We start from the raw sequence: 19826 nt of genomic DNA, 5'->3' as shown, positions 1-19826 counted from the left end.
CGGTAGACGCGCGAGAATCGACCTCACACACCCCATCGGAGGAGATCCCGTGACACTTCTGACCGTCTGGAAGGACACCGACCCGAGCGTGCCCGTGCTCGAGTCCACCGACGAGAACGAGATCCGCGAGGCGCTCGCGACTCTCGGCGCCCGCTTCTCGCGCTGGGAGGTCAAGGACTTCGCCGACGACGCACCGCTCGACGAGGTGCTCGCGCTCTACTCGTCCGAGGTCGAGGGCGTGAAGCAGAGCGAGGGCTACACCCTCGTCGACATCGTCGGCCTCTCGCCGTCGCAGGAGAACTACGACGAGGTCAAGGTCGTCTCGCGCGAGAAGTTCCTCTCCGAGCACAAGCACGACGACGACGAGGACCGCTACTTCGCCAAGGGCGCCGGAGTGTTCTACCTCCACGTCGACGGCAAGGTCCACGCCCTCTACTGCGAGCCGGGCGACCTCGTCTCGGTGCCGGCCAACACCACGCACTGGTTCGACATGGGCACGTCGCCCGAGTTCACCAGCATCCGCTTCTTCCACGACGACGACGGCTGGGTCGGCCACTTCACCGGCAACCCGATCGCCGACACCTTCCCGACGTTCGACCAGCTGCAGGCCCGCCGCGCGGAGCTCGCCGCGGCCTGACGCGCAGCAGCAGCCCGAGAGTCCAAGACACCCGGAGACGCGGAGCACCGCGCCCGGGTGTCTTGGCCTTTCAGCGGGCGGATGCTGCGGGGGCGGATGCTGCGGGGCGGGCGTCAGATCGCGGGCTCGCTCCAGGCGTCGGGGTTGCCGAAGCGATGGGCGGTGATGGAGATGGCCTGTTCGCGGAGGAACGGCAGCAGCTCGATGCGCCCGGCCGTCGTGACCTCGTCGGCGTAGACCGCCAGATCGGGATCGCCCGACGTCGCCTCGGCCAGCGCACGGCGCAGGCCCGCCACCGACTCGGGCGACCCGACGAGACGCGCGCGCGACGGGCGGGGGCGCGGGTCTTCGTCGGCCGCGGCCGCGACGGCGTCGCCGACCCCGGCCATGCGCTCGATCCACTCGTCGTCGCTCTCCACCCACACCGGCACGTCGAGGTCGCCGAGCACGCGGCGCACCTCCCCCGGGAGCCCGACCGGCACGCTCAGCGCGAAGCCCGAGCCCGATCGCACGCCGGCGAGCACGACCCTCAGCACCGCCTGCCACGCCGCGTCGCCGGTCGCGCGCACCGCGACGGACGTCGGGCGGTATCGGAAGAGGTTCCGCTCGACGCCGAGCTGCGAGACGTCTTTGACGCGGCCGAACTCGCGGTCCCACGCGATCGCGTCGGCGAGCGCGCCGCGGCGCAGCCACTCGAACGCCTCGTATGACAGCGTTGGCTGAGCGGCTTCGATGATCGTCGTCAGCCGCGAGTCGAGACCGCGCAGGTGCAACGTCGACGACGCGGTCGCCCCCGTCGACGGCCGCCACATGCCGAGGCCGATGAGGTGGTTCGGTCCGCCCGCCTTCGCACCGGCGCCGACCGACGAGCGCTTCCAGCCGCCGAACGGCTGGCGCTGCACGATCGCGCCCGTCGTCCCGCGGTTGACGTAGAGGTTGCCCGCCTCGACACGGTCGAGCCAGAGGGCGAGCTCGTCGGGGTCCTGCGTGTGCAGACCCGCGGTCAGCCCGTAGTCGACCGCGTTCTGCAGCTCGATGGCGTGGGCGAGGGAGCTCGCGTGCATGATGCCGAGCACCGGCCCGAAGAACTCCTCGCGGTGGAACCGCGAACCCGGCTGCACGCCCGTGCGGATCCCCGGCGTCCAGTAGCGGCCGGCAGCGGGTCCGTCGAAGTCGAGCTCGCGCGGCTCGACCAACCACCGCTCGCCCTCGCCGAGAGTGGTCAGGGCCCACTTCAGCTTGCCGCGGGGCTCCTCGATGAGCGGGCCGACCTCCGAGAGCGGGTCGGAGGCGGGGCCGACGCGCAGCGAGGTCGTCGCGTCGATCAGCTGCCGGGCGAAGCGCCGTGAGCGCGCGACCGATCCGACGAGGATGACGAGCGAGGCCGCCGAGCACTTCTGCCCACCGTGACCGAACGCGCTGCGGACGAGGTCGGACGCGGCGACGTCGAGATCCGCCGATCCCGTCACGATCATCGCGTTCTTGCCGCTCGTCTCGGCGTGGAGGGACAGCTCCGGGCGCCACGAACGGAACAGCTGCGCGGTCTCCCACGATCCCGTCAGGAGCACCTGATCGACCGACGCGTGCTCGACGAGCCGGCGTCCGAGCGCCTCCTCGTCGAGATCGACGAGGGCGAGCACGTCTCGGGGCACCCCGGCGTCCCACAGCGCCTCGGCGACGACGGCGGCGGTCCGGCGGGCCTGCGGCGCCGGCTTGAACACGACGCCCGATCCTGCGGCGAGCGCGGCGAGCACTCCCCCGGCCGGGATCGCGATCGGGAAGTTCCAGGGCGGGGCGACCACCGTCACCCGGGCGGGCACGAATACGGCACCGCCGACGCGGTCGAGTTCTCGCGCCGTGGCGGCGTAGTAGTTCGCGAAGTCGACGGCCTCGCTGACCTCGACGTCGGCCTCGGCGAACACCTTGCCGGTCTCGGAGGCCGCGGCCTCGATCAGCGTGCCCCGCCGCTCGGCCAGCGAGCGCGCGGCGCGCTGCAGAACGGCTGCCCGATCGGCCGCGGAGGTCGTACCCCAGGAGGCCGCAGCATCCGCCGTTCGCGCGATGAGCGCGTCGAGAGCATCGCCGTCGTCGACGCGAGCGGCGGCGATGGTCTCGGTGCCGACCGACGACTCGTCGACGCGGGCGAGCACCTGACGTGCCCACTCCCGGTTCGCGGGCAGCGCCGGGTCGGTGTCGGCGACGTTGCGGAAGCCGGGCGCGCCGACCGCGTCGCCGACCTCGCGCGGGGCGTAGACGGCCGTCTCGACGAAGGCCTGCCCGCCGAAGAGCACGTGCGCGGGAGGGGCGTCCGATGCGGCGGCCTCGCGGGCGATGCCGAGCACCGCCTGGGTGAGCCCCGGGTCATCGGTGTGCGGCTCGCGCAGGATCGCCGGCTCGGGAGCCTCCGCTGCAGCGCCGCGGTCCTGGCGTCGGTTCGGACCGGTCGGGAGCGCGGGGTCGGTCGCGCGCTCGAGAGCGGCGAGGAACCGGTCGCGCTCGCGGGCGTACAGCTCGGGGTCGGCGGCGAGGTCGAAGGCGGCCGAGAGGAAGTTCTCGCCCGAGGCGTTCTCTTCCAGGCGGCGCACGAGGTAGCTGATGGCGACGTCGAACTCGTCGGGCCGCACCACCGGTACGTAGAGCAGCACGTGACCCACGTCGCGGGCGACAGCGGCGACCTGGCCCTGAGCCATGCCCAGCAGCATCTCGATCTCCACGGAGTCGCGCACGCCCCGGTCGCCGGCGAGCTCCCACGCGTGCGCGATGTCGAAGAGGTTGTGCCCGGCCACCCCGATGCGCACGCCCTCGGTCGCCTTGGTCGTGAGCGCCTCGTCGAGGCAGCGCAGGTAGTTGGCGTCGGTGTCGAGCTTGCTGCCGTACGTGGCGAGCGACCAGTCGTGCATGATCGCATCGACGCGTTCCATCGCGAGGTTCGCGCCCTTCACGAGGCGCACCTTGATGCGCGCGCCACCGGCGGCCACTCGCTGCCGAGCCCACGCCGTGAGCTGCCGGAGGGCGGGAAGGGCGTCGGGGAGGTAGGCCTGGAGAACGATCCCGGCCTCGAGATCGGCCAGGCGCGGGTCTTCGAGGATGCGGGTGAACACCGCGATCGTCAGGTCGAGGTCGCGGTACTCCTCCATGTCGAGGTTGAGGAACGTGGGGAGGGTCGACGACGCCGCATCGAGGTACAGCGGGAGCAGACGCTCGACGACACGGTCGACGACGTCGTCGAAGGCCCACATCGAGATGTGCGAGGCGATGGCCGAGACCTTGACCGACACGTAGTCGACGTCGGGCCGGCGGACGAGTTCGTGGATGCCCTTCAACCGGCGCTCCGCCTCCGCCTCGCCGAGCACCGCCTCACCCAGCAGGTTGAGATTGAGCCGCGCGCCGCTCTCGCGGAGAGCGGCGATGGCGGGTCCGAGCTTGTCGGGGCGCGCATCGACGACGAGGTGACCGACCATCTCCCGCAGGGCGCGACGCGCGATCGGAACGACCGGCGCCGGCAGCACCTGGGCGACCGCTCCCCCGACCTGCACGGCTCCGCGCAGGTACCAGGGGAGGAAGTCGGGAACGAGGGGCGCGATGCGGTGCAGCTGGGCCGCTGCGGCCGCGAGGCTCTCGGGGCGCATCACGCCGTCCACGAAGCCGATGGTGAAGGGCAGGCCCTGCGGGTCGCGGAGCACTCCGGCGAGACGCTGCGCCGCCGCATCCGTCGGCTCGTCGGCCGCTGCCGAGACCCACCGCCCCGCGAGGTCCACCGCCCGGTCGGCGAGCTCGCTGCCGGTCACGGAATCGGTCGGAGTGGTCATGCGCACAGCCTAGGCTCGCCGGTTGCGCGCATTCCGGCGGCCCGCCGGGGCAACCCGCACCGTTCGCGAGGCGACGTGCGAGCGCCCCCGCCCTAGGCTGTGCTCGTGACCGAGCCGTCGTCCGCAACGACACCGCCTGAGGGGGCGATCGAGCCGGATGCTGCGGGCCGCCGTCGCTCCCGGTGGGTCCACGCCGTGACGGATCGGGTGCCCACGAGCTGGATCGCCGGCATCCTCACCGCCGCTTTCCTGGGCGCGACCGCCGCCTTCGGGGGCCTCTCGGCCGTCGCCGCCCCTCCCGTCGCGGAGTTGCGTGCCGGAGACACCCACGAGAACGACCAGTTCGCCCTCACGATCGAACGCGCGGTGCTGATCGACGATCTGACGGAGGCGGGGATCACCGTCGAACCCGGCGAGCGCGTGCTCGCCGTGATCCTGACGGCCGAGAACGTCTGGACGCAGGCTCTGCCGTCGATGGGCACCTCGGGCGTCCAGGCGGCCGTGCGCGCCCCTGCGCTCGGCGAAGACGGGGCCGCCGCATCGGCCGCGCGCCTGGACGACGCGGTCGGCTCGCCCTGGCTGCAGCCGCGGGTTCCGGCCGAGATCGTCCTGACCTGGGCGGTCGCCGATGACGCTCTCGTCGGCGGCGACGAGATCACCCTCGACCTGCGCGATCTGACCCTGCGGGAGGGGGCCCTCGTGATCGACGGCGAGTACTGGGACTCTCCGACGACCGTGGCGCACCTCACGGTCGAGGTGCGCGATGTCGGGTCGGGCGCGACCGACGAGACGGAAGGCGAGCGATGAAGCCCTGGCTCGTCTGGACGGTCGGACTCGCACTCGTCGTCGCGGCCTGGGGGGTCGTGCAGCTCACCCCCGACGAAGACATCGCGACGACGCCGTTCGTCGTTCCCGCCGCGATCGGCGAGGAGGCCGTGTTGAGCACCTTCACCGTGACCGCGACGGACGCCCGGCTCGGGGAGGCGGCCGTCGCCCGCGGGTGGGAGGCCGAGGGCACGTGGCTCGTCGTCGACCTCGAGGTCACGGGGCGCGGGCAGGAACGCGACGCGCTGCTGCGCTCCGCGGCCTCTCTGAAGGCGACATTCGTCGTCGACGGGCTGACGTATCGTGCCAGCGAGCGTCCGTCGTCGCTGATCAACGCCGAACCGCTCGTCGACATCCCCCGCGTGGGCAGCCTCGCGTTCGAGCTGCCCCCCGAGATGGTGGGGCAGACCGGCACGCTGCGGATCTTCGGTGATCTCGACACCCGCCTCGCTCAGGTCGCCGAGGTTCCGATCGATCTCGCAGCGCTCGACGCCCAGCCGGAGGTCGAGCTGCTGCGCGACGGATGGGCCGCCCGATGACGCGCCGCTGGTGGCGCCGCAACGCGCTCGCCCTCACCGCGGTCGCCGTGCTGGCCCCCGTGACGGGTCTCATGATCATCGGCAACGAGTGGTGGGGCACCTATCAAGCCGCGCCCGTCTTCCCCACGACCGTCGCACCGGGAGACGAGATCTCCTACGCGGGAGCGACGTGGGGGCCGGCGACCGTCCACGTGCGTCCGGACGACCCCGACTCCGACCTCCCGGACGGGACCACGGTGTACGTCGTGGAGGTTCCCCTCGACCCCGACTCCGGGCCGGTGCGATGCTCACCGCCGACGCTGCGCGAACTCGAGGGCGACCAGCGGCAGTGGGACGACGCCGTCTCCTTCGTCGACTGGGACTACGAACGGCCGACGCTATGCGATTCCGAGGCGGTCGGGCCGTTCACCATCGCCGTCCCGTTCCTCGTGCCCGACGATGCCGTCGGCCCGTTCGGCGTCGACTTCCTGCTCACGGACGAGCTCCCGGGCTTCCTCCGACTCGTCGTCTCGCCCTGACGCGACGACGGGCGCCCCGATGAGGGCGCCGATCGTGGCGTCGTAGGCCGAAGCCACGAGAGCGGCGCGCACGGTCTCCACGACGAGCACGACGACGGTGAACACGGTCGACGCGGCGACCAGCCAGAAGGCATCGAAGTCTTGCGGGCCGACTGCTCGGGTGATCCCGAACCGCAGCCAACGCTCACCCAGGATGAGCACCGCGTACGCGAGCACGTATCCGCCGATGAGAATCGGGCCGCTGCGCCACATCACCACGACGGCGCGCCAGAGCGGCCGGAAGCGGTCGCCGACCCCCGCCCCGATGTCGGTGAGTCGCCGGCGCAGGCGCTGCGGCACCGTGACGTACCGTGTGCGAGCCCGTTCGATCAGTCGTCCCCGCCAGGCGATCCCCTGCGGGGACACGGCCTGACCGTAGATCACGCCGGCGATCGTGAGCCAGGCGAGCGGCACGAGCAGCACGGCCCCCGCCTCTCCGATCAGCCACTCGACGGCATCCCAGGCCCAGCCGAGCGGGGCGAAGAGATCGCCGAGCCATCCGCGCAGATCGCCGAGCCAGGCGATCGCCTGTCGCGAGTCGAGCCAGCCGGAGAACTGCGCCAGCGCTTCGCCGATGAAGTAGACGGCGAGGAAGACCCACAGCGCCTCGAGGTACGCCGCCGCGACCGATGTCCACCGCGGCAGTCTGTCCTGCCAGCGCTTCCACGCCCAGCGGCCGGCGAAGGCGATCACGACCACCGCGATCGTCCACGGTTCCCACGTGAGCTGGTCGACCGTGCCCGAGGTGTCGACGGCGACCGCCGGCCCCGTACCGAGCAACGATTCGGCGAGGCCGACCATCTCCCGTGAGTCCTTCACGGCGATCGCCGACTGCAGATAGGTCGCGACGTCGTCGCGGAGGAAGCCCAGCACCGCGTACACCGCGAAGAACGGCAGGATCGACGCCAGCAGCGCGTCCCGGAACGACCTCAGCCGCGCCGCGCGCTCGACGGGTGCCGGGGCGATCGCCCCCAGCCGGGGCAGCCCGTCCCTGAGCACGAGGAACATGGCGACCACGCTGACGAGCTTCGCGAGGATCGCCACCGGCAGGAGCAGCAAGCCGCCCAGCGCGCTGTATCCGCCGACGAAACCGGCGACCTCGAGTCCGATGTAGCGCCCGAGCGTGCCGGCGAGGAACCAGGCCACCAGCGCCGGCCAGTGGGCGATAAGGAGCCTCCCGGTGAGGACCACGACCTGGCGCACGGTCTCACCGTAGCCGTCGACGGGGGTTCAGTCCCAGATGCTGGGGGCGGGGCGCTTGGTCGACGGAAGACCGGATGCTGCGGCCCAGTCGTGCAGCCAGGGCGCGACCTCGGGGAGCCCCTCGGGGCGGCCGATGGCGGCGAACAGCTCCTCGTGGGGCACGGTGCCGCCCGAGCGACGCAGCATCCGCGCCCGAATGATCGCCTGCGCGTAGATCTCGCCGTCGACGACGGCGCGGTGCTCGAGGAAGAAGGCGCGGTCGTCGTGCCCGATGAAACGGGTCTCGATGACGAAGCTCTGCCAGAGGTTCAGCGACTTCCGGAAGGTGATCGTCTCGTTCGACACGACCGGGTACCAGCCCTGCGCGCGGGTCGCGTCGGCGAGCCCCGTGCGGATGAGGAGGTCCCAGCGCCCGAGGTCGAACAGCGACAGGTACCTGCCGTTGTTCATGTGCCGGAGCAGGTCGATGTCGGTCGGCAGCGTACGCACCCGGATGCGGCTGATCGCCGTGGGGGCGAGGGGACGGCGCAGTCGGTGCAGCCGCGCGCGGAGGATGACGAGGAGGGTGCGCCAGATGACATTCACGAGGCGCGATGGTACCCGCACGAGCGGCATCCCGCTTCCCCACCGACCGCTCGCGCACAACTTCGGACGAAGCTGCCGATACGCCGCGCCTGGGGCCAGTGTCACGGCACGTCAGCCAGCTTGTCCGAAGTTGTGCGCCGGCTGCTCGGCCGATTTCCGACCCCTCGACCTCACGCGTAGAGTCTGGTCATGGCACCCGAAACACCTATCGAGATCCAGGGCGACATCGTCGTCCGCCCGGTTCGCGACGTGGACGCCGAGGCCCTCGGGCGCGTCCACGCTACGTGCTGGCACGAGACCTACGACCACCTGATCAGCAAGGCCGCGCTCGAGCGCGTGTCGGCTCGCCGCATGGCCGAGCTCTGGACGCACTGGGCGTCGCAGGGCGAGGACTACCGCATGCGCGCCGCCCTCGTCGACGGCGACATCGTCGGATTCGTCGGCTCCGGCCCCTCCCGTGACGAGGACGCTCCCCGCGCCCGCGAACTGTTCTTCATCTACCTCCTCGACGCGTGGCACGGAACCGGCATCGGACAGCAGCTGTTCGACGCGGCCGTCGAGCCCGGCGAAGAGCTCTACCTCTGGGTCGCAGAAGACAATCCCCGCGCCCACCGCTTCTGGGTCCGCAACGGATTCACCCTCGACGGCGCCTCGCACACCGAGCCCTTCCTCGGCGAGACGCTCACCGAGGTGCGCTTCGTCCGCTGACGTGCTGCAGCTCTGGGCCCTCGACGGCATCGGCGAGATCACGCCGGGAGTCGACCTCGTCGACGTGATCGCCACCGCCGCGCGCGACGAGCTGCGTGACGGCGACATCCTCGTCGTGACGAGCAAGATCGTCTCGAAGGCCGAGGGCCGGATCATCGACGCCGACGATCGCGAGGACGCGATCACCGCCGAGACCGTGCGGGTCGTCGCGACGCGCACCTCTGCCACCGGGCACACCACGCGCATCGTCGAGAACCGCCTCGGCATGGTCTCGGCCGCGGCCGGCGTCGATGCGAGCAACACACCGGCGGGTACGGTGCTGCTCCTGCCCGAAGATCCGGATGCGTCGGCGCGACGCCTGGCCGAAGGACTGCGCGAACGCACCGGCGCGATCGTCGGCGTGCTGGTCTCCGACACCCTCGGGCGCGCGTGGCGGGAGGGCCAGACCGACTCCGCGATCGGCGCCGGCGGCGTGCACGTCTTCGAAGACCTCCGCGGGCAGACGGATGCCGAGGGCCGGCCGCTCGTGGTCACGATGCCCTGTGTCGCCGACGAGATCGCCGCCGCCGCCGATCTCGTCAAAGGCAAGGCATCGCGCCGCCCCGTCGCCGTGGTGCGGGGGCGCGCCGATCTCGTGGGTGCGCTCGACCTCCCGGGCGCGCGATCGATCGTGCGGCCGGGCGACCGCGACATGTTCCGCCGCGGCGCCGACGAGGCCTACGCCGACGGATTCGCCGCGGGCGCCGCATCCGCCCCGTCACCCTGACCGCGAGACCGCTTCTGCGCGCCCAGACCCCGGCAGGATGTCGGGGTCTCGCCGCACGGGTCGGGTCTCGCGGTCGGCTCAGCGTCCGGCGGCGTAGCCCTGCATGCCGCGCGGGTTGGCGGCGGCGATGAGCATCCCGTCCTCGCGAATCCCGGCGGCGCTGAGACGGCCGAGAGACCACGGCCCCGACACGGTCACGTCGTGGCCGCGCTCGCGCAGCTCGGCGATCACGCCGTCACCGACGCGGTCTTCCACGACGACGCCGCGCGGCTGCGAGTCGCGCGGGTAGAACGAGGACGGCATGTGGGTCGAGTGCCAGTTCGCCGCGTCGATCGACTCCTGCAGGTTCATGCCGTGCACGAGGTGGTTGAGGAGGAACGCGACCGGCCACTGGTCCTGCTGGTCGCCGCCGGGGGTGCCGAACGCGAGGTACGGTCGGCCGTCTCGCAGCAGCAGCCCGGGGCTCAGCGTCGTCCGCGGGCGTTTGCGCGGCGCGATCGAGTTCGCGAGCCCCTGCTCGATCCAGAACATCTGCGCGCGGGTCGGGAGCGAGAAGCCGAGACCGGGGATGACCGGAGAGCTCTGCAGCCACCCGCCGCTCGGGGTCGCGGCGACCACGTTGCCCCACCGGTCGACGACGTCGAGATGGCAGGTGTCGCCGCGGGTGTCACCCGTCCGCGACACCGTCGGTTCGCCGATGCCCGCCCCGCCGCCACTCGGAGCGACGATCTCGCGGGGCAGCGTCGGCACGCGGCCGCCGGGGCGACCCGGATGCTGTCCGTCCGCCGCCCGCGCGTCGACGAGCCCGGCGCGCTCGCGGGCGTAGTCGTCGGAGAGGAGGGTGGCCAGCGGCACGTCCACGAAACCGGGGTCGCCGTAGTACGCCTCACGATCGGCGAAAGCGAGCTTCGCCGTCTCGATGACGGCGTGCACGGTCTGCGCAGAGCCGGGCGCGCCGAGGTCCTGGTGGGCGAGCATCGCGAGCTGCTGCAGCAGCACGGGGCCCTGGCCCCAGGGCCCGGTCTTGGCGACCGTGACGCCGGCGAACTCGATCGTGGCGGGGGCCTCCCAGGTCGGTTCCCACGATGCGAGGTCGTCGCCGGAGAGCAGACCCGCGTGGTCGCGGCCGCTCGAATCGCGCACCGGGTGCCGCACCCAGGCGTCGATCGCCTCGGCGACGAACCCCCGGTAGTACGTCTCGCGCGCGCGGGCGATCACGCGCTCGCGCGACCCGCCGCCGGCGTTCGCCTCGGCGACGATGCGTTCGAGCGTGTCGGCCAGGGCGGGATTGCGGAAACGGGCGCGCGGCGACGGGGGCGCCCCGCCGGGAAGGTAGATCTCGGCCGACGTCGGCCAGTGCGCGGCGAACAGCTCCGCCACGGTGCCGATCGTCGCGACCGCCTGCGGGATGAGCGGGTACCCGTCGCGCGCATAGCCGATCGCGAACCGCGTGATGCGCTCGAGGGGCAGCGTCCCGTGACGCTCGAGCATCGACATCCACGCACCGAACGCGCCGGGCACGACCGCCGCGAGATGGCCGGTGCCGGGGATCACGTCGAGTCCGAGCGCGGTGAAGGCCGAGTGATCGGCCGCCGCCGGCGCCGTCCCCTGCCCGCACAGCACCCAGGGTCGTGCGGAGGCGACGTCGAAGCCGATGATGGGCGCGTCGCCGCCGAGTCCGTTCAGGTGCGGCTCGACCACGTGCAGCACGAGTCCGGCGGCCGCGGCGGCGTCGAAGGCGTTGCCGCCCTCCTCGAGCACGGCCATGCCCGCCGCCGAGGCCAGCCAGTGGGTCGACGCCACCATTCCGAACGTGCCGACGAGTTCCGGCCTCGTCGTGAGCGTCATCGGGTACGCCCCTGCGACGACCCCGGCACGACCCGCACGTCGCCGAAGAGCCGCGCGATCGGGATGAGCACCGCCGGGCGGGCAGCGATCCACCCCGCCGCGAGCACCACCAGCGATGCGACGAAGATGCCGAAGCCCGCCCAATTCACCGTGTCCTGCGAGGCATACATGTGGTTCAGGTTACGCAGCGCGCCGGTGGCGAAGACCAGAGCGACGTGCACCGCGATGAAGACGAGGAAGTAGATCATCGTCCATACGTGCACCCGCCGCGCCGCATCGAACGGCAGCAGCCGGTTCAGCCGATCGGCCGTGCGGGGCCAGAACATGCTCAGGCGCGCCCCCGTGACGATGGCCGCCGGGGCGGCGATGAACACGGTCGTGAAGTAGAAGAGCTGCTGCAGGCTGTTGTAGTTCACCCATCCGTTGTGGGTCGGCCAGTCGAGGGTGGCGTACTGCAGGCCCGCGGCGAGCGCGTTCGGGAAGACCTCCCACGAGGTCGGCACGATCTTCATCCATTGGCCGCTGACGAACAGGAGAGCGACGTACACCACTCCGTTGGCGATCCAGAGCACGTCGAGCGCGAGATGGAACCAGACCGTCAGGCTCATCTTGCGCCGCTTCTCGCCGCGCGGCGACCAGAAGGCGATGGGCCGCTTCTGCCTGCGCACCTGCCAGCCCGAACGGATGATGAGCACGATCAGGAACGTGTTGAAGAAGTGCTGCCAGCCCAGCCACGCCGGGATCCCTACGGGCGCACCGGCGGGCAGTGCGTACTCGCCGGGGTGGTCGACGAGGAAGCCGCGCACCGGGTCGACGGCGACCAGGGCGCGCGCACCGAGCACCACGAGCCCGGCGACGGACGTCAGCACCACGACGCCGACGACGATCACGCCGACCCACTGACCCCGGGTCAGGGCGACGCGGCGCGCGCCGGGGGGAGCATTCACCCCCGGACGATCAGCCGCTGCCACAGACCGATTCTATGAACCGCGGATGCTGCCCCGCCTCGCACCGTTCGACGTCGACGTGTCACCGCGTCAGCGATGGCGGAACCGCGGCTCCCGCTTCTCGCGGAACGCCGCCATCCCCTCCTTCTGATCCTCCGTCGCGAACAGCGCCGCGAACGCCTGCTTCTCGAAGCGGAGCCCCTCGGCCAGCGGTGTCTCCAGGGCCGTATCGAGTGCCGCCGTCGCCGCGTAGAGGGCGGGGAGGGGCTTGGCAGCGATCCCCTCGGCGATGTCGGCGACCTCGTCGAGCAGCCGGTCGGCCGGCAGCACGCGCGAGACGATCCCCGCGCGCTCGGCCTCGGCAGCATCCATCGTCCGCCCGGTGAGGATCAGGTCGGCGGTCTTGTACGACCCGATCGCCCGCGCCAGTCGCTGCGACCCTCCCATGCCGGGGATCACCCCGAGCGTGATCTCGGGCTGGCCGAAGCGCGCCGAGTCGGCGGCGATCACGAGGTCGCACATGAGCGCGAGCTCGCAGCCGCCGCCGAGGGCGTACCCGGCCACCGCCGCGATCGTGGGCGTGCGCACGGCTGCGAACCGACTCCACGCCCCGAAGTGGTCGTCGACGATCATCTCGACCGACGTCTTCGCCTCCATCTCCTTGATGTCGGCGCCGGCGGCGAAGGCCTTCGCCGATCCGGTGACGACGATCGCGCCGATCCCGGGGTCGACGTCGAAGGCCTCGGCCGCCTCGACGACCTCGCTCATCAGCGTCGTGTTCAGCGCGTTGAGGGCGTTCGGCCGGTTCAGCGTGATCCAGCCCACGCGTCCGCGGGTCTCGGTGAGGATCGTCTCGTACGTCATGGGGGTCCCTTCCGAAGCGGATGCTGCGCCAGCCCTCCGATCCTCTCCCGGCGCGCCCTCGGAGTCGACCGTCGACGGATGGTCGCCTCTCGTTCACCTCGCGGCCACCGCGACCGGGGATGGTCGAAGGGACCGGTCTGGATCTCCACGGAACCGGTGCGTACCCCCGTCTCATCCCCAACCCGAGGACACGCATGCCCACGCATTCCCTCCGCCGCGCCGTCGCGTTCACCGCGACCGCCGCAGCGGTGTGCGCGCTCGCCCTGTCGAGCGCCACCGCGGCTTCCGCCGCGATCGTCCCTGCCCCCGTCACGAACAGCGCCACCGGTGCCGCGCTCGCGCTGAGCCCGATCGGCACCTACGAATCGGGGGCCTTCGACGAGTCGGCCGCCGAGATCGTGCAGACCTACCGCGACCGCATCTTCGTCGTGAACGCCCAGGCGGGCTCGGTCAGCGTGCTCGACAACGCCGACCCGACGAAGCCGGTCGAGGAGTTCGCCCTCACGTCGAAGGGCGTGGCCAACTCGCTCGCGATCCGCGACGACGGTCTCGGCGTCATCGCCTTCGAGGCGCCCGTCAAGACGGATCCGGGCCACGTCGTCTTCTTCGACGCGAACGCTGCGGACGCGGCATCCGCTGTTCTCGGCGAGATCACCGTCGGGGCTCTCCCCGACATGGTGACGATCTCGAAGGACGGCGCGTACGCCGTCGTCGCCAACGAGGGCGAACCGGCCGACGACTTCTCGACCGACCCCGAGGGGTCCGTCGGAGTCATCAAGCTGCCCACGACCGTCTCGCTCCCGGCGACGGCCGACGCGAAGACCGCGAACTTCCGCGCCTTCGAGCCCGGCGGCACCAAGACGCTCGACGCGAAGGTGCGCGTCTTCGGCCCCGACGTGGCGGCGCCCGGGCAGGACCCGACCACGCTCGCCACCAACCGTGTCAGCCGCAACCTCGAGCCCGAGTACGTCACCGTCTCCGGCACGACCGCCTACGTCGCCCTGCAGGAGGCCAACGCCATCGCCGTGGTCGACCTCACCAAGCCGGAGGTCACGAAGATCCTGCCGCTGGGATTCAAGGACTACGCGACGAACACCCTCGACGCGAGCGACCGCGACCCCAACGGTGCCCCGACCTACAACCAGAAGAGCTACGCCGGTCTCTTCGGCGTGTACATGCCCGACGGCATCAGCTCTTACGTCGCCGCGGACGGCAAGACCTACCTGGTCACGGCCAATGAGGGCGACGGGCGCGAGTGGGGCGACTACAACGAGACCGTCCGGGTGAAGGATCTGGGCAAGAACGGCGTCGCGCCGGTCTGCACGACCTCGCCGCTCGCCTCCCAGCTCGGCGACGCAGATCTCGGCCGCCTCAATGTGACGACCTCGATGGGCCTGAACGCCGACGGCACGTGCTACTCCGAGCTGTACACGTTCGGCGGACGCTCGTTCTCGGTCTGGTCGACGGACGGTGCGCTGGTCTTCGACTCGGGCAGCCAGTTCGAGAAGATCACGCACGACGCGAACCCCGCCTTCTTCAACTCGAACCACACGGAGAACAACCTCGAGGGCCGCAGCGACGACAAAGGTCCCGAGCCCGAGAACCTCGTGATCGGCGTCGTGGACGGCAAGACCTACGCGTTCATCGGTCTCGAGCGCGTCGGCGGCGTGATGGTCTACGACATCACGACCGCGAGCGCCCCGACCTTCGTCACCTACGTCAACAACCGCGACTTCTCGAAGACACCCGGCACGCCTGAAGCCGGCGACCTCGGCCCCGAGGGCCTTGCCTTCACGTCGGCACTGCGGTCCCCCACGGGAACGCCGCTGCTCACCGTCGGCAACGAGGTCTCCGGAACGACGACGAACTTCGATGTGACGGGGCTCGTCGCAGACAAGCCCGACGTGCAGGTGCTGACGATCAACGACTTCCACGGCCGCCTCGTTCAGGAGCCCGCCAACGGCTACGCCGGGGCGGCGGCTCTCGCCGGTGCCGTGGACGCATACCGCGCGCAGAACCCCAACACGCTGTTCGTCTCCGCGGGAGACAACATCGGCGCCTCGGCCTTCGAGTCGTTCATCCAGGACGACCAGCCGACGCTCGACGCGTTGAAGGCCGCGAACCTCGACGTGAGCGCCGTGGGCAACCACGAGTTCGACCGGGGCTTCGACGACGTCCAGCGCGTGATCGACTCGCTCGGCGGCCCGCAGTACGCGCTCGGCGCGAACGTGTACGAGAAGGGCACCGACACCCCGGCGCTCGAGGAGTACACGGTCGAGACCACCGAGAGCGGCGCGCGCATCGCGTTCATCGGCGTCGTCACCCCGCAGACGCAGACGCTGGTCAACCCGGCCGGGATCGCCGACATCGAGTTCGGCGACATGGGAGAGGCCGTCGACCGCGTCACCGCCGAGATCGTCGCAGCCGACGCGGCGGACGTCGTCGTCGTCCTGGCGCACGACGGTGGGGCGAGCTCGAGCATCGAGGCGCTGCAGGCCGACACCACATCCGACTTCGGCCGCCTGGTGCACAACCTGCCCGAGGGCGTCGACGCGGTCGTCTCGGGCCACACGCACCAGACGTACGCGGGCGAGGTGAACGGCGTTCCCGTCGTGCAGGCGAACCAGTACGGCACCCGCCTCGGAACGCTCGACATCGACCTCGCCGAAGACAACGCGCTCGTCTCGATCACTCCCGGTCTCGTGACGCTCTTCGACGCTCCGGTGTCGATGAGTGCCGCCTACCCGAACCTCGAGGTCAACGACCTGGTCGTCGAGGCGAAGGCGGAGGCCGACGTGCTCGGCAAGGAGCAGGTCGGAACGATCACCGAGAGCATCAACCGCGCCAAGACCGCGGCCGGGGCCGAAGACCGCGGCGCGTACTCGACGCTCGGCAACACCGTCGCCGACGTGTACCTGTGGGCCACGAGCGAGAACCCCGAGTACGGCGGCACTGACGCGCAGATCGCCTTCATGAACCCGGGTGGGCTCCGCGCCGACCTGGTGCCCGGCGAGAACGGCGCGGTCACCTACCGCGCCGTGGCCAACGTGCAGCCCTTCGGCAACACGCTGGTGACCCTGGAGCTCACCGCCGCGCAGCTGAAGGCCGTGCTCGAGGAGCAGTGGCAGCCTGCGGACTCCAGTCGCCCGAAGCTCGCGCTGGGGGTTTCGGAGGGCTTCTCGTTCGAGTACCTCGAGACCGCGGAGCGCGGGTCGCACATCGGGGCCATCACGCTGAACGACGAAGAGCTCGACGTGACGGACACGGTGACCACCTACAAGGTCGTGACCAACTCGTTCCTCGCGGCCGGTGGCGACAACTTCGGCACGTTCGCGCAGGGCACGGGTGCGGCCGACTCCGGGCAGATCGACCTCGCCGCCACGGTGAACTTCTTCGAGGCGTCCGAGGGCCCTGTCGCCCCGTCCCCGGCCGATCGAGCGGTGCTGGTGACCAGCATCGACCCGATCGAGCCGACCGACCCCGGCACCGACCCGGAGCTCCCGGGAACGGGCCCCGGCACCACCCCGCCGGCGCCGAACAACCCGGGCGGCACTCCGCCCGCGGCCGGAACGCAGGTCGGCGGCGACTGGGCAGACGTCTCGCTGAGCAACGGAGGACGCGTCGAGCAGGGCCGCTCCCTCACGGTGACGGTGTCGGGCCTCGAGCCCGGCCAGCAGATCGCCGCGACCCTCTTCAGCGAGCCCCTCGTGGTCACCGGCATCCCGGCGGCGAACGCCCAGGGCATCACGACCTTCGCGGTCGCGATCCCCGCGGACTTCGCCGTCGGCGCTCACCGCCTGGTGATCACGACCGCCGGCGAGGAAGCGATCTCGGTCGGCGTGACGGTCGTCGCATCCGGCGCCCTCGCGGCGACCGGCGCGGAGCTGCCGTGGGGCATCGCGCTCGGGGCGGGCTTCCTGCTCGTCGCCGGGGGCCTGGCCTTCGCCCTCCGCAAGCGCCGTACCGTCGTCGGCTGACACCCGCCCGGCACTGCAGAGGCCCTCACCCTTCGGGGTGGGGGCCTCTCGCGCAGCATCCGTTTGTCGAATCCACCCCATCCGGCTCGATTCCACATCCTGATACTGCACAGGAGTGTTGATCGGGACTCGATCGTGTGGATTCGGCGAGGTGGGGCGGCGCCTGGACTCAGCCGTCCCAGCGGCGGAAGAGGGCGGCGAGCGCCTGGCCGCCGCCGATGCACATCGTCACGACGGCGTACTCGAGGTCGCGACGGCGAAGGTCCATCGCCGCCCGCACCGACAGGATCGCGCCGGTGGCACCGACCGGGTGGCCCAGCGCGATCGCCCCGCCGTAGGGGTTCGTCTTCTCGGGGTCGAGGCCCGCATCGCGGATCACGGCGACCGCCTGGGCGGCGAACGCCTCGTTGAGCTCGATCACGTCGACGTCGGCCGGCGTGAGCCCGGTCTGCGCCCACAGCCGCTCCAGTGCGATCACCGGGGCGTAGCCCATGATCTCGGGGTCGACCCCGGCGGTGGTCACCGCTTCGAGCGTGACGAGCCCGTCGAGACCCCGCTCGCGCGCATCGGACTCCCGCATCAACACGGTCGCGGCCGCCCCGTCGTTGATGCCCGAGGAGTTGCCCGCCGTGACCGATCCGCCCTCGCGGAACGCGGCGCGCAGGCCCGCGAGCACCTCCACGGTGGTGTCGGGGCGCGGATGCTGGTCGACCGCCACCTCGACGCCGGTGCGGCCGGGGGTCGTCACGGGCACGATCTCGTCCGCGAAGGCCGAACGCGCCGCGTCCGTCGCCGCGCGCCGTTGGCTCTCCGCGGCGAATTCGTCCTGCTCCCGACGCGAGACGCCGTAGCGCTCGGCGACGTTCTCGGCGGTGGTGCCCATGTGCTTGCCGCTGAACGGATCGGTCAGGATCGCGAGGGTGCCGTCGAGCAGCCTGCGGTCGCCGAGCCGCGCGCCGTCGCGGGCGCCGAAATCGAGGAAGGGCGTGCGCGACATGCTCTCGTCGCCGCCCGCGACGACGACGTCGACGCCGCCCCAGAGCAGCTCCTGGGCGCCCGACCAGATCGCCTGCAGCCCCGAGCCGCAGAGACGATTGACGGTGAATGCGGGCACGCGCGTCGGAAGCCCCGCGGCGAGCGCCACCCGCCGCGCGTTGTAGGCGTCGGGTCCGTTCTGGGCGATGCAGCCCATCACGACCTCGTCGACGTCGGCGGGGGCCAGACCCGCGCGCTCGAGCGCGGCGGTCACCGCCACGGCGCCGAGCTCGTGGGCGGCAACCGTCGACAGCGACCCGGCGAAGCTCCCGATCGGCGTGCGCGCACCGGCGACGAGCACGACCCGCTCGCGGTCGGCCATCAGCCCGCCGCCTCCTCCGGGCGCTCGGCCGTGTCGTCGGCGACGACGAAGTCCTCGTAGCCGTCGATATGGCGCTCGTCGGGCCCGTTGTACTCCGACAGGGGGCGGATGAGCGCGTTCGACGCCCGCTGCTCGCGGATGTGCGCGGTCCACCCCGTGACCCGCGCGGCGACGAACAGCGGTGTGAAGGTCGCGGTGTCGAAGCCCATCAGGTGGTACGCCGGCCCCGAGGGGTAGTCGAGGTTCGGGTAGATGCCCTTGCGGTCGACGAACTCCGTCTCGAGCGCGTCGTAGAGGTCGAGCACGTCCGGCCGGTCGTAGTGCTCGACGAGTTCGACGAGGGCCGCGCGCATCGTCGGGACCCGGGAGTCGCCGCGCTTGTAGACGCGGTGCCCGAACCCCATGACCTTCCGCTTCTCGGCGAGCGCGGTGTCGAGCCAGGGCACGACGTTCGACGCGTCGCCGATCTCGTCGAAGACGTGCATGACGGCCTCGTTCGCGCCCCCGTGCAGCGGTCCCTTCAGCGCCCCTATCGCTCCCACGACGGCGGAGTACAGGTCGCTGAGGGTCGAGGTGATGACGCGAGCGGTGAACGTCGAGGCGTTGAAGGAGTGCTCGGCGTAGAGGATCAGCGAGACGTTGAACGCGTCAACGACGAGCGGCTCGGACTCCTCCTCGAACGTCATCCAGAGGAAGTTCGCGGCGTAGTCCAGGTCGTCGCGCGGCTCGACCGGTTCGATCGGGTCGTCGTCGCGACGACGGCGCTGGTCGTAGGCGATCACGGCCGGAAGCGCGGAGAAGAGACGGATGCTGCCGGCCAGCTCCGCCTCGGGGCTCGCATCGTCGGCGTGGGGATCGGTCGCGCCGATCACGCTCACCGCCGTTCGCACGACGTCCATCGGGTGCGCGGTGGTCGGCAGCAGGTCGATCGCCGCTCTCACCGCCGGCTGCAGCATCCGGTTCTCCCGCTCGGAGGCGCGCAGCTCGGCCAGCTGCTCGGAGGTGGGCAGCTCGCCGTGCCAGAGGAGGTAGGCGACAGCCTCGAAGGGCTGGGACGCGGCGAGCTCCTGCACGGGGTAGCCCCGGTAGAGGAGGCTGTTGGTGTCGGGGTTCACCTTGCTGATCGCGGTGTAATCCACCACCACGCCGGCGAGGCCCTTCTTGATGTCGGTCATCTCTCTCCCTCGAGATCGGCGGATGCTGC

At 71.4% G+C, this 19826-nt stretch carries 14 protein-coding genes; 6 read left to right on the top strand and 8 right to left on the bottom strand.

Annotation, left to right across the window (positions count from 1 at the left end; translation table 11 throughout):
- Positions 1–49 precede the first annotated feature (49 nt).
- Complete coding sequence (locus tag FVP77_RS13745; protein ID WP_147895137.1) at positions 50–637, top strand: 1,2-dihydroxy-3-keto-5-methylthiopentene dioxygenase; 588 nt, start codon at positions 50–52, stop codon at positions 635–637.
- A gap of 113 nt (positions 638–750) precedes the next feature.
- On the opposite strand, the gene FVP77_RS13740 is transcribed toward FVP77_RS13745, so the two are convergent.
- Positions 751–4446: a proline dehydrogenase family protein gene (locus FVP77_RS13740; RefSeq protein WP_147895136.1), complete on the bottom strand. Its 3696-nt coding sequence runs from the start codon at positions 4444–4446 to the stop codon at positions 751–753.
- Positions 4447–4551: 105 nt separating this feature from the next.
- Here FVP77_RS13740 and FVP77_RS13735 point away from each other — a divergent pair, with 105 nt between their 5' ends.
- Complete coding sequence (locus FVP77_RS13735; RefSeq protein WP_246134120.1) at positions 4552–5253, top strand: hypothetical protein; 702 nt, start codon at positions 4552–4554, stop codon at positions 5251–5253.
- A complete protein-coding gene (locus tag FVP77_RS13730) occupies positions 5250–5810 on the top strand; it encodes a hypothetical protein (RefSeq protein WP_147895135.1) in 561 nt (186 codons plus the stop codon). The genes FVP77_RS13735 and FVP77_RS13730 overlap by 4 nt, the downstream gene beginning before the upstream one ends.
- 377 nt (positions 5811–6187) lie before the next feature.
- Here the strand turns inward: FVP77_RS13730 and FVP77_RS13725 are convergent, their stop codons facing one another.
- Together FVP77_RS13725 and FVP77_RS13720 are read right to left on the bottom strand one after the other, a co-directional pair.
- Positions 6188–7570 carry a prolyl 4-hydroxylase family protein gene (locus tag FVP77_RS13725; RefSeq protein WP_187266942.1) on the bottom strand — a complete coding sequence of 461 codons (1383 nt, stop codon included), beginning with the start codon at positions 7568–7570 and terminating at the stop codon, positions 6188–6190.
- A gap of 27 nt (positions 7571–7597) precedes the next feature.
- Positions 7598–8155 (bottom strand): acyl-CoA thioesterase, encoded by a 558-nt coding sequence (locus FVP77_RS13720; protein WP_147895134.1) that lies wholly within the window; start codon positions 8153–8155, stop codon positions 7598–7600.
- Between the two features lie 189 nt (positions 8156–8344).
- On the opposite strand from FVP77_RS13720, the gene FVP77_RS13715 reads away from it, so the two are divergent.
- Together FVP77_RS13715 and cofE are read left to right on the top strand one after the other, a co-directional pair.
- The gene (locus FVP77_RS13715) at positions 8345–8863 is read left to right on the top strand and encodes a GNAT family N-acetyltransferase (protein WP_147895133.1); all 519 of its coding nucleotides are present in this window, start codon (positions 8345–8347) and stop codon (positions 8861–8863) included.
- A 1-nt stretch (position 8864) separates the two neighbouring features.
- Positions 8865–9629, top strand: a complete 765-nt coding sequence (gene cofE / locus FVP77_RS13710) for a coenzyme F420-0:L-glutamate ligase (protein WP_147895132.1) — start codon at positions 8865–8867, stop codon at positions 9627–9629.
- A gap of 78 nt (positions 9630–9707) precedes the next feature.
- On the opposite strand, the gene FVP77_RS13705 is transcribed toward cofE, so the two are convergent.
- The 3 genes from FVP77_RS13705 to FVP77_RS13695 all read right to left on the bottom strand — a co-directional run bounded on the left by FVP77_RS13705 (position 9708) and on the right by FVP77_RS13695 (position 13288).
- Positions 9708–11477, bottom strand: a complete 1770-nt coding sequence (locus FVP77_RS13705; protein ID WP_147895131.1) for a gamma-glutamyltransferase family protein — start codon at positions 11475–11477, stop codon at positions 9708–9710.
- Complete coding sequence (locus FVP77_RS13700) at positions 11474–12424, bottom strand: cytochrome b/b6 domain-containing protein (RefSeq protein ID WP_246134119.1); 951 nt, start codon at positions 12422–12424, stop codon at positions 11474–11476. Before FVP77_RS13700 ends, FVP77_RS13705 begins: the two co-directional genes overlap by 4 nt.
- A 90-nt stretch (positions 12425–12514) precedes the next feature.
- Positions 12515–13288, bottom strand: a complete 774-nt coding sequence (locus tag FVP77_RS13695) for an enoyl-CoA hydratase (RefSeq protein ID WP_147895129.1) — start codon at positions 13286–13288, stop codon at positions 12515–12517.
- A gap of 194 nt (positions 13289–13482) precedes the next feature.
- Here FVP77_RS13695 and FVP77_RS13690 point away from each other — a divergent pair, with 194 nt between their 5' ends.
- Positions 13483–17265, top strand: a complete 3783-nt coding sequence (locus tag FVP77_RS13690) for a choice-of-anchor I family protein (RefSeq protein WP_222707738.1) — start codon at positions 13483–13485, stop codon at positions 17263–17265.
- A 169-nt stretch (positions 17266–17434) separates the two neighbouring features.
- Here FVP77_RS13690 and FVP77_RS13685 read toward each other — a convergent pair whose 3' ends face one another.
- Together FVP77_RS13685 and FVP77_RS13680 are read right to left on the bottom strand one after the other, a co-directional pair.
- Positions 17435–18622: a thiolase family protein gene (locus FVP77_RS13685; RefSeq protein WP_147895128.1), complete on the bottom strand. Its 1188-nt coding sequence runs from the start codon at positions 18620–18622 to the stop codon at positions 17435–17437.
- Positions 18622–19797: a bifunctional 2-methylcitrate synthase/citrate synthase gene (locus FVP77_RS13680; protein WP_147895127.1), complete on the bottom strand. Its 1176-nt coding sequence runs from the start codon at positions 19795–19797 to the stop codon at positions 18622–18624. Before FVP77_RS13680 ends, FVP77_RS13685 begins: the two co-directional genes overlap by 1 nt.
- Positions 19798–19826 lie beyond the last annotated feature (29 nt).

Source organism: Microbacterium hatanonis (assembly GCF_008017415.1).
GTDB lineage: Bacteria > Actinomycetota > Actinomycetes > Actinomycetales > Microbacteriaceae > Microbacterium > Microbacterium hatanonis.
Note: the sequence above shows the minus strand (reverse complement) of the source record. Positions and strands in the feature narration are given on the sequence as shown.

Bases quoted from the DNA above. Each gene is read 5' to 3' on its own strand.
- FVP77_RS13740 (WP_147895136.1), bottom strand. From the start codon at position 4,446: ATGACCACTCCGACCGATTCCGTGACCGGCAGCGAGCTCGCCGACCGG.
- FVP77_RS13730 (WP_147895135.1), top strand. From the start codon at position 5,250: ATGAAGCCCTGGCTCGTCTGGACGGTCGGACTCGCACTCGTCGTCGCG.
- FVP77_RS13715 (WP_147895133.1), top strand. From the start codon at position 8,345: ATGGCACCCGAAACACCTATCGAGATCCAGGGCGACATCGTCGTCCGC.
- FVP77_RS13705 (WP_147895131.1), bottom strand. From the start codon at position 11,477: ATGACGCTCACGACGAGGCCGGAACTCGTCGGCACGTTCGGAATGGTG.
- FVP77_RS13695 (WP_147895129.1), bottom strand. From the start codon at position 13,288: ATGACGTACGAGACGATCCTCACCGAGACCCGCGGACGCGTGGGCTGG.
- FVP77_RS13690 (WP_222707738.1), top strand. From the start codon at position 13,483: ATGCCCACGCATTCCCTCCGCCGCGCCGTCGCGTTCACCGCGACCGCC.
- FVP77_RS13685 (WP_147895128.1), bottom strand. From the start codon at position 18,622: ATGGCCGACCGCGAGCGGGTCGTGCTCGTCGCCGGTGCGCGCACGCCG.
- FVP77_RS13680 (WP_147895127.1), bottom strand. From the start codon at position 19,797: ATGACCGACATCAAGAAGGGCCTCGCCGGCGTGGTGGTGGATTACACC.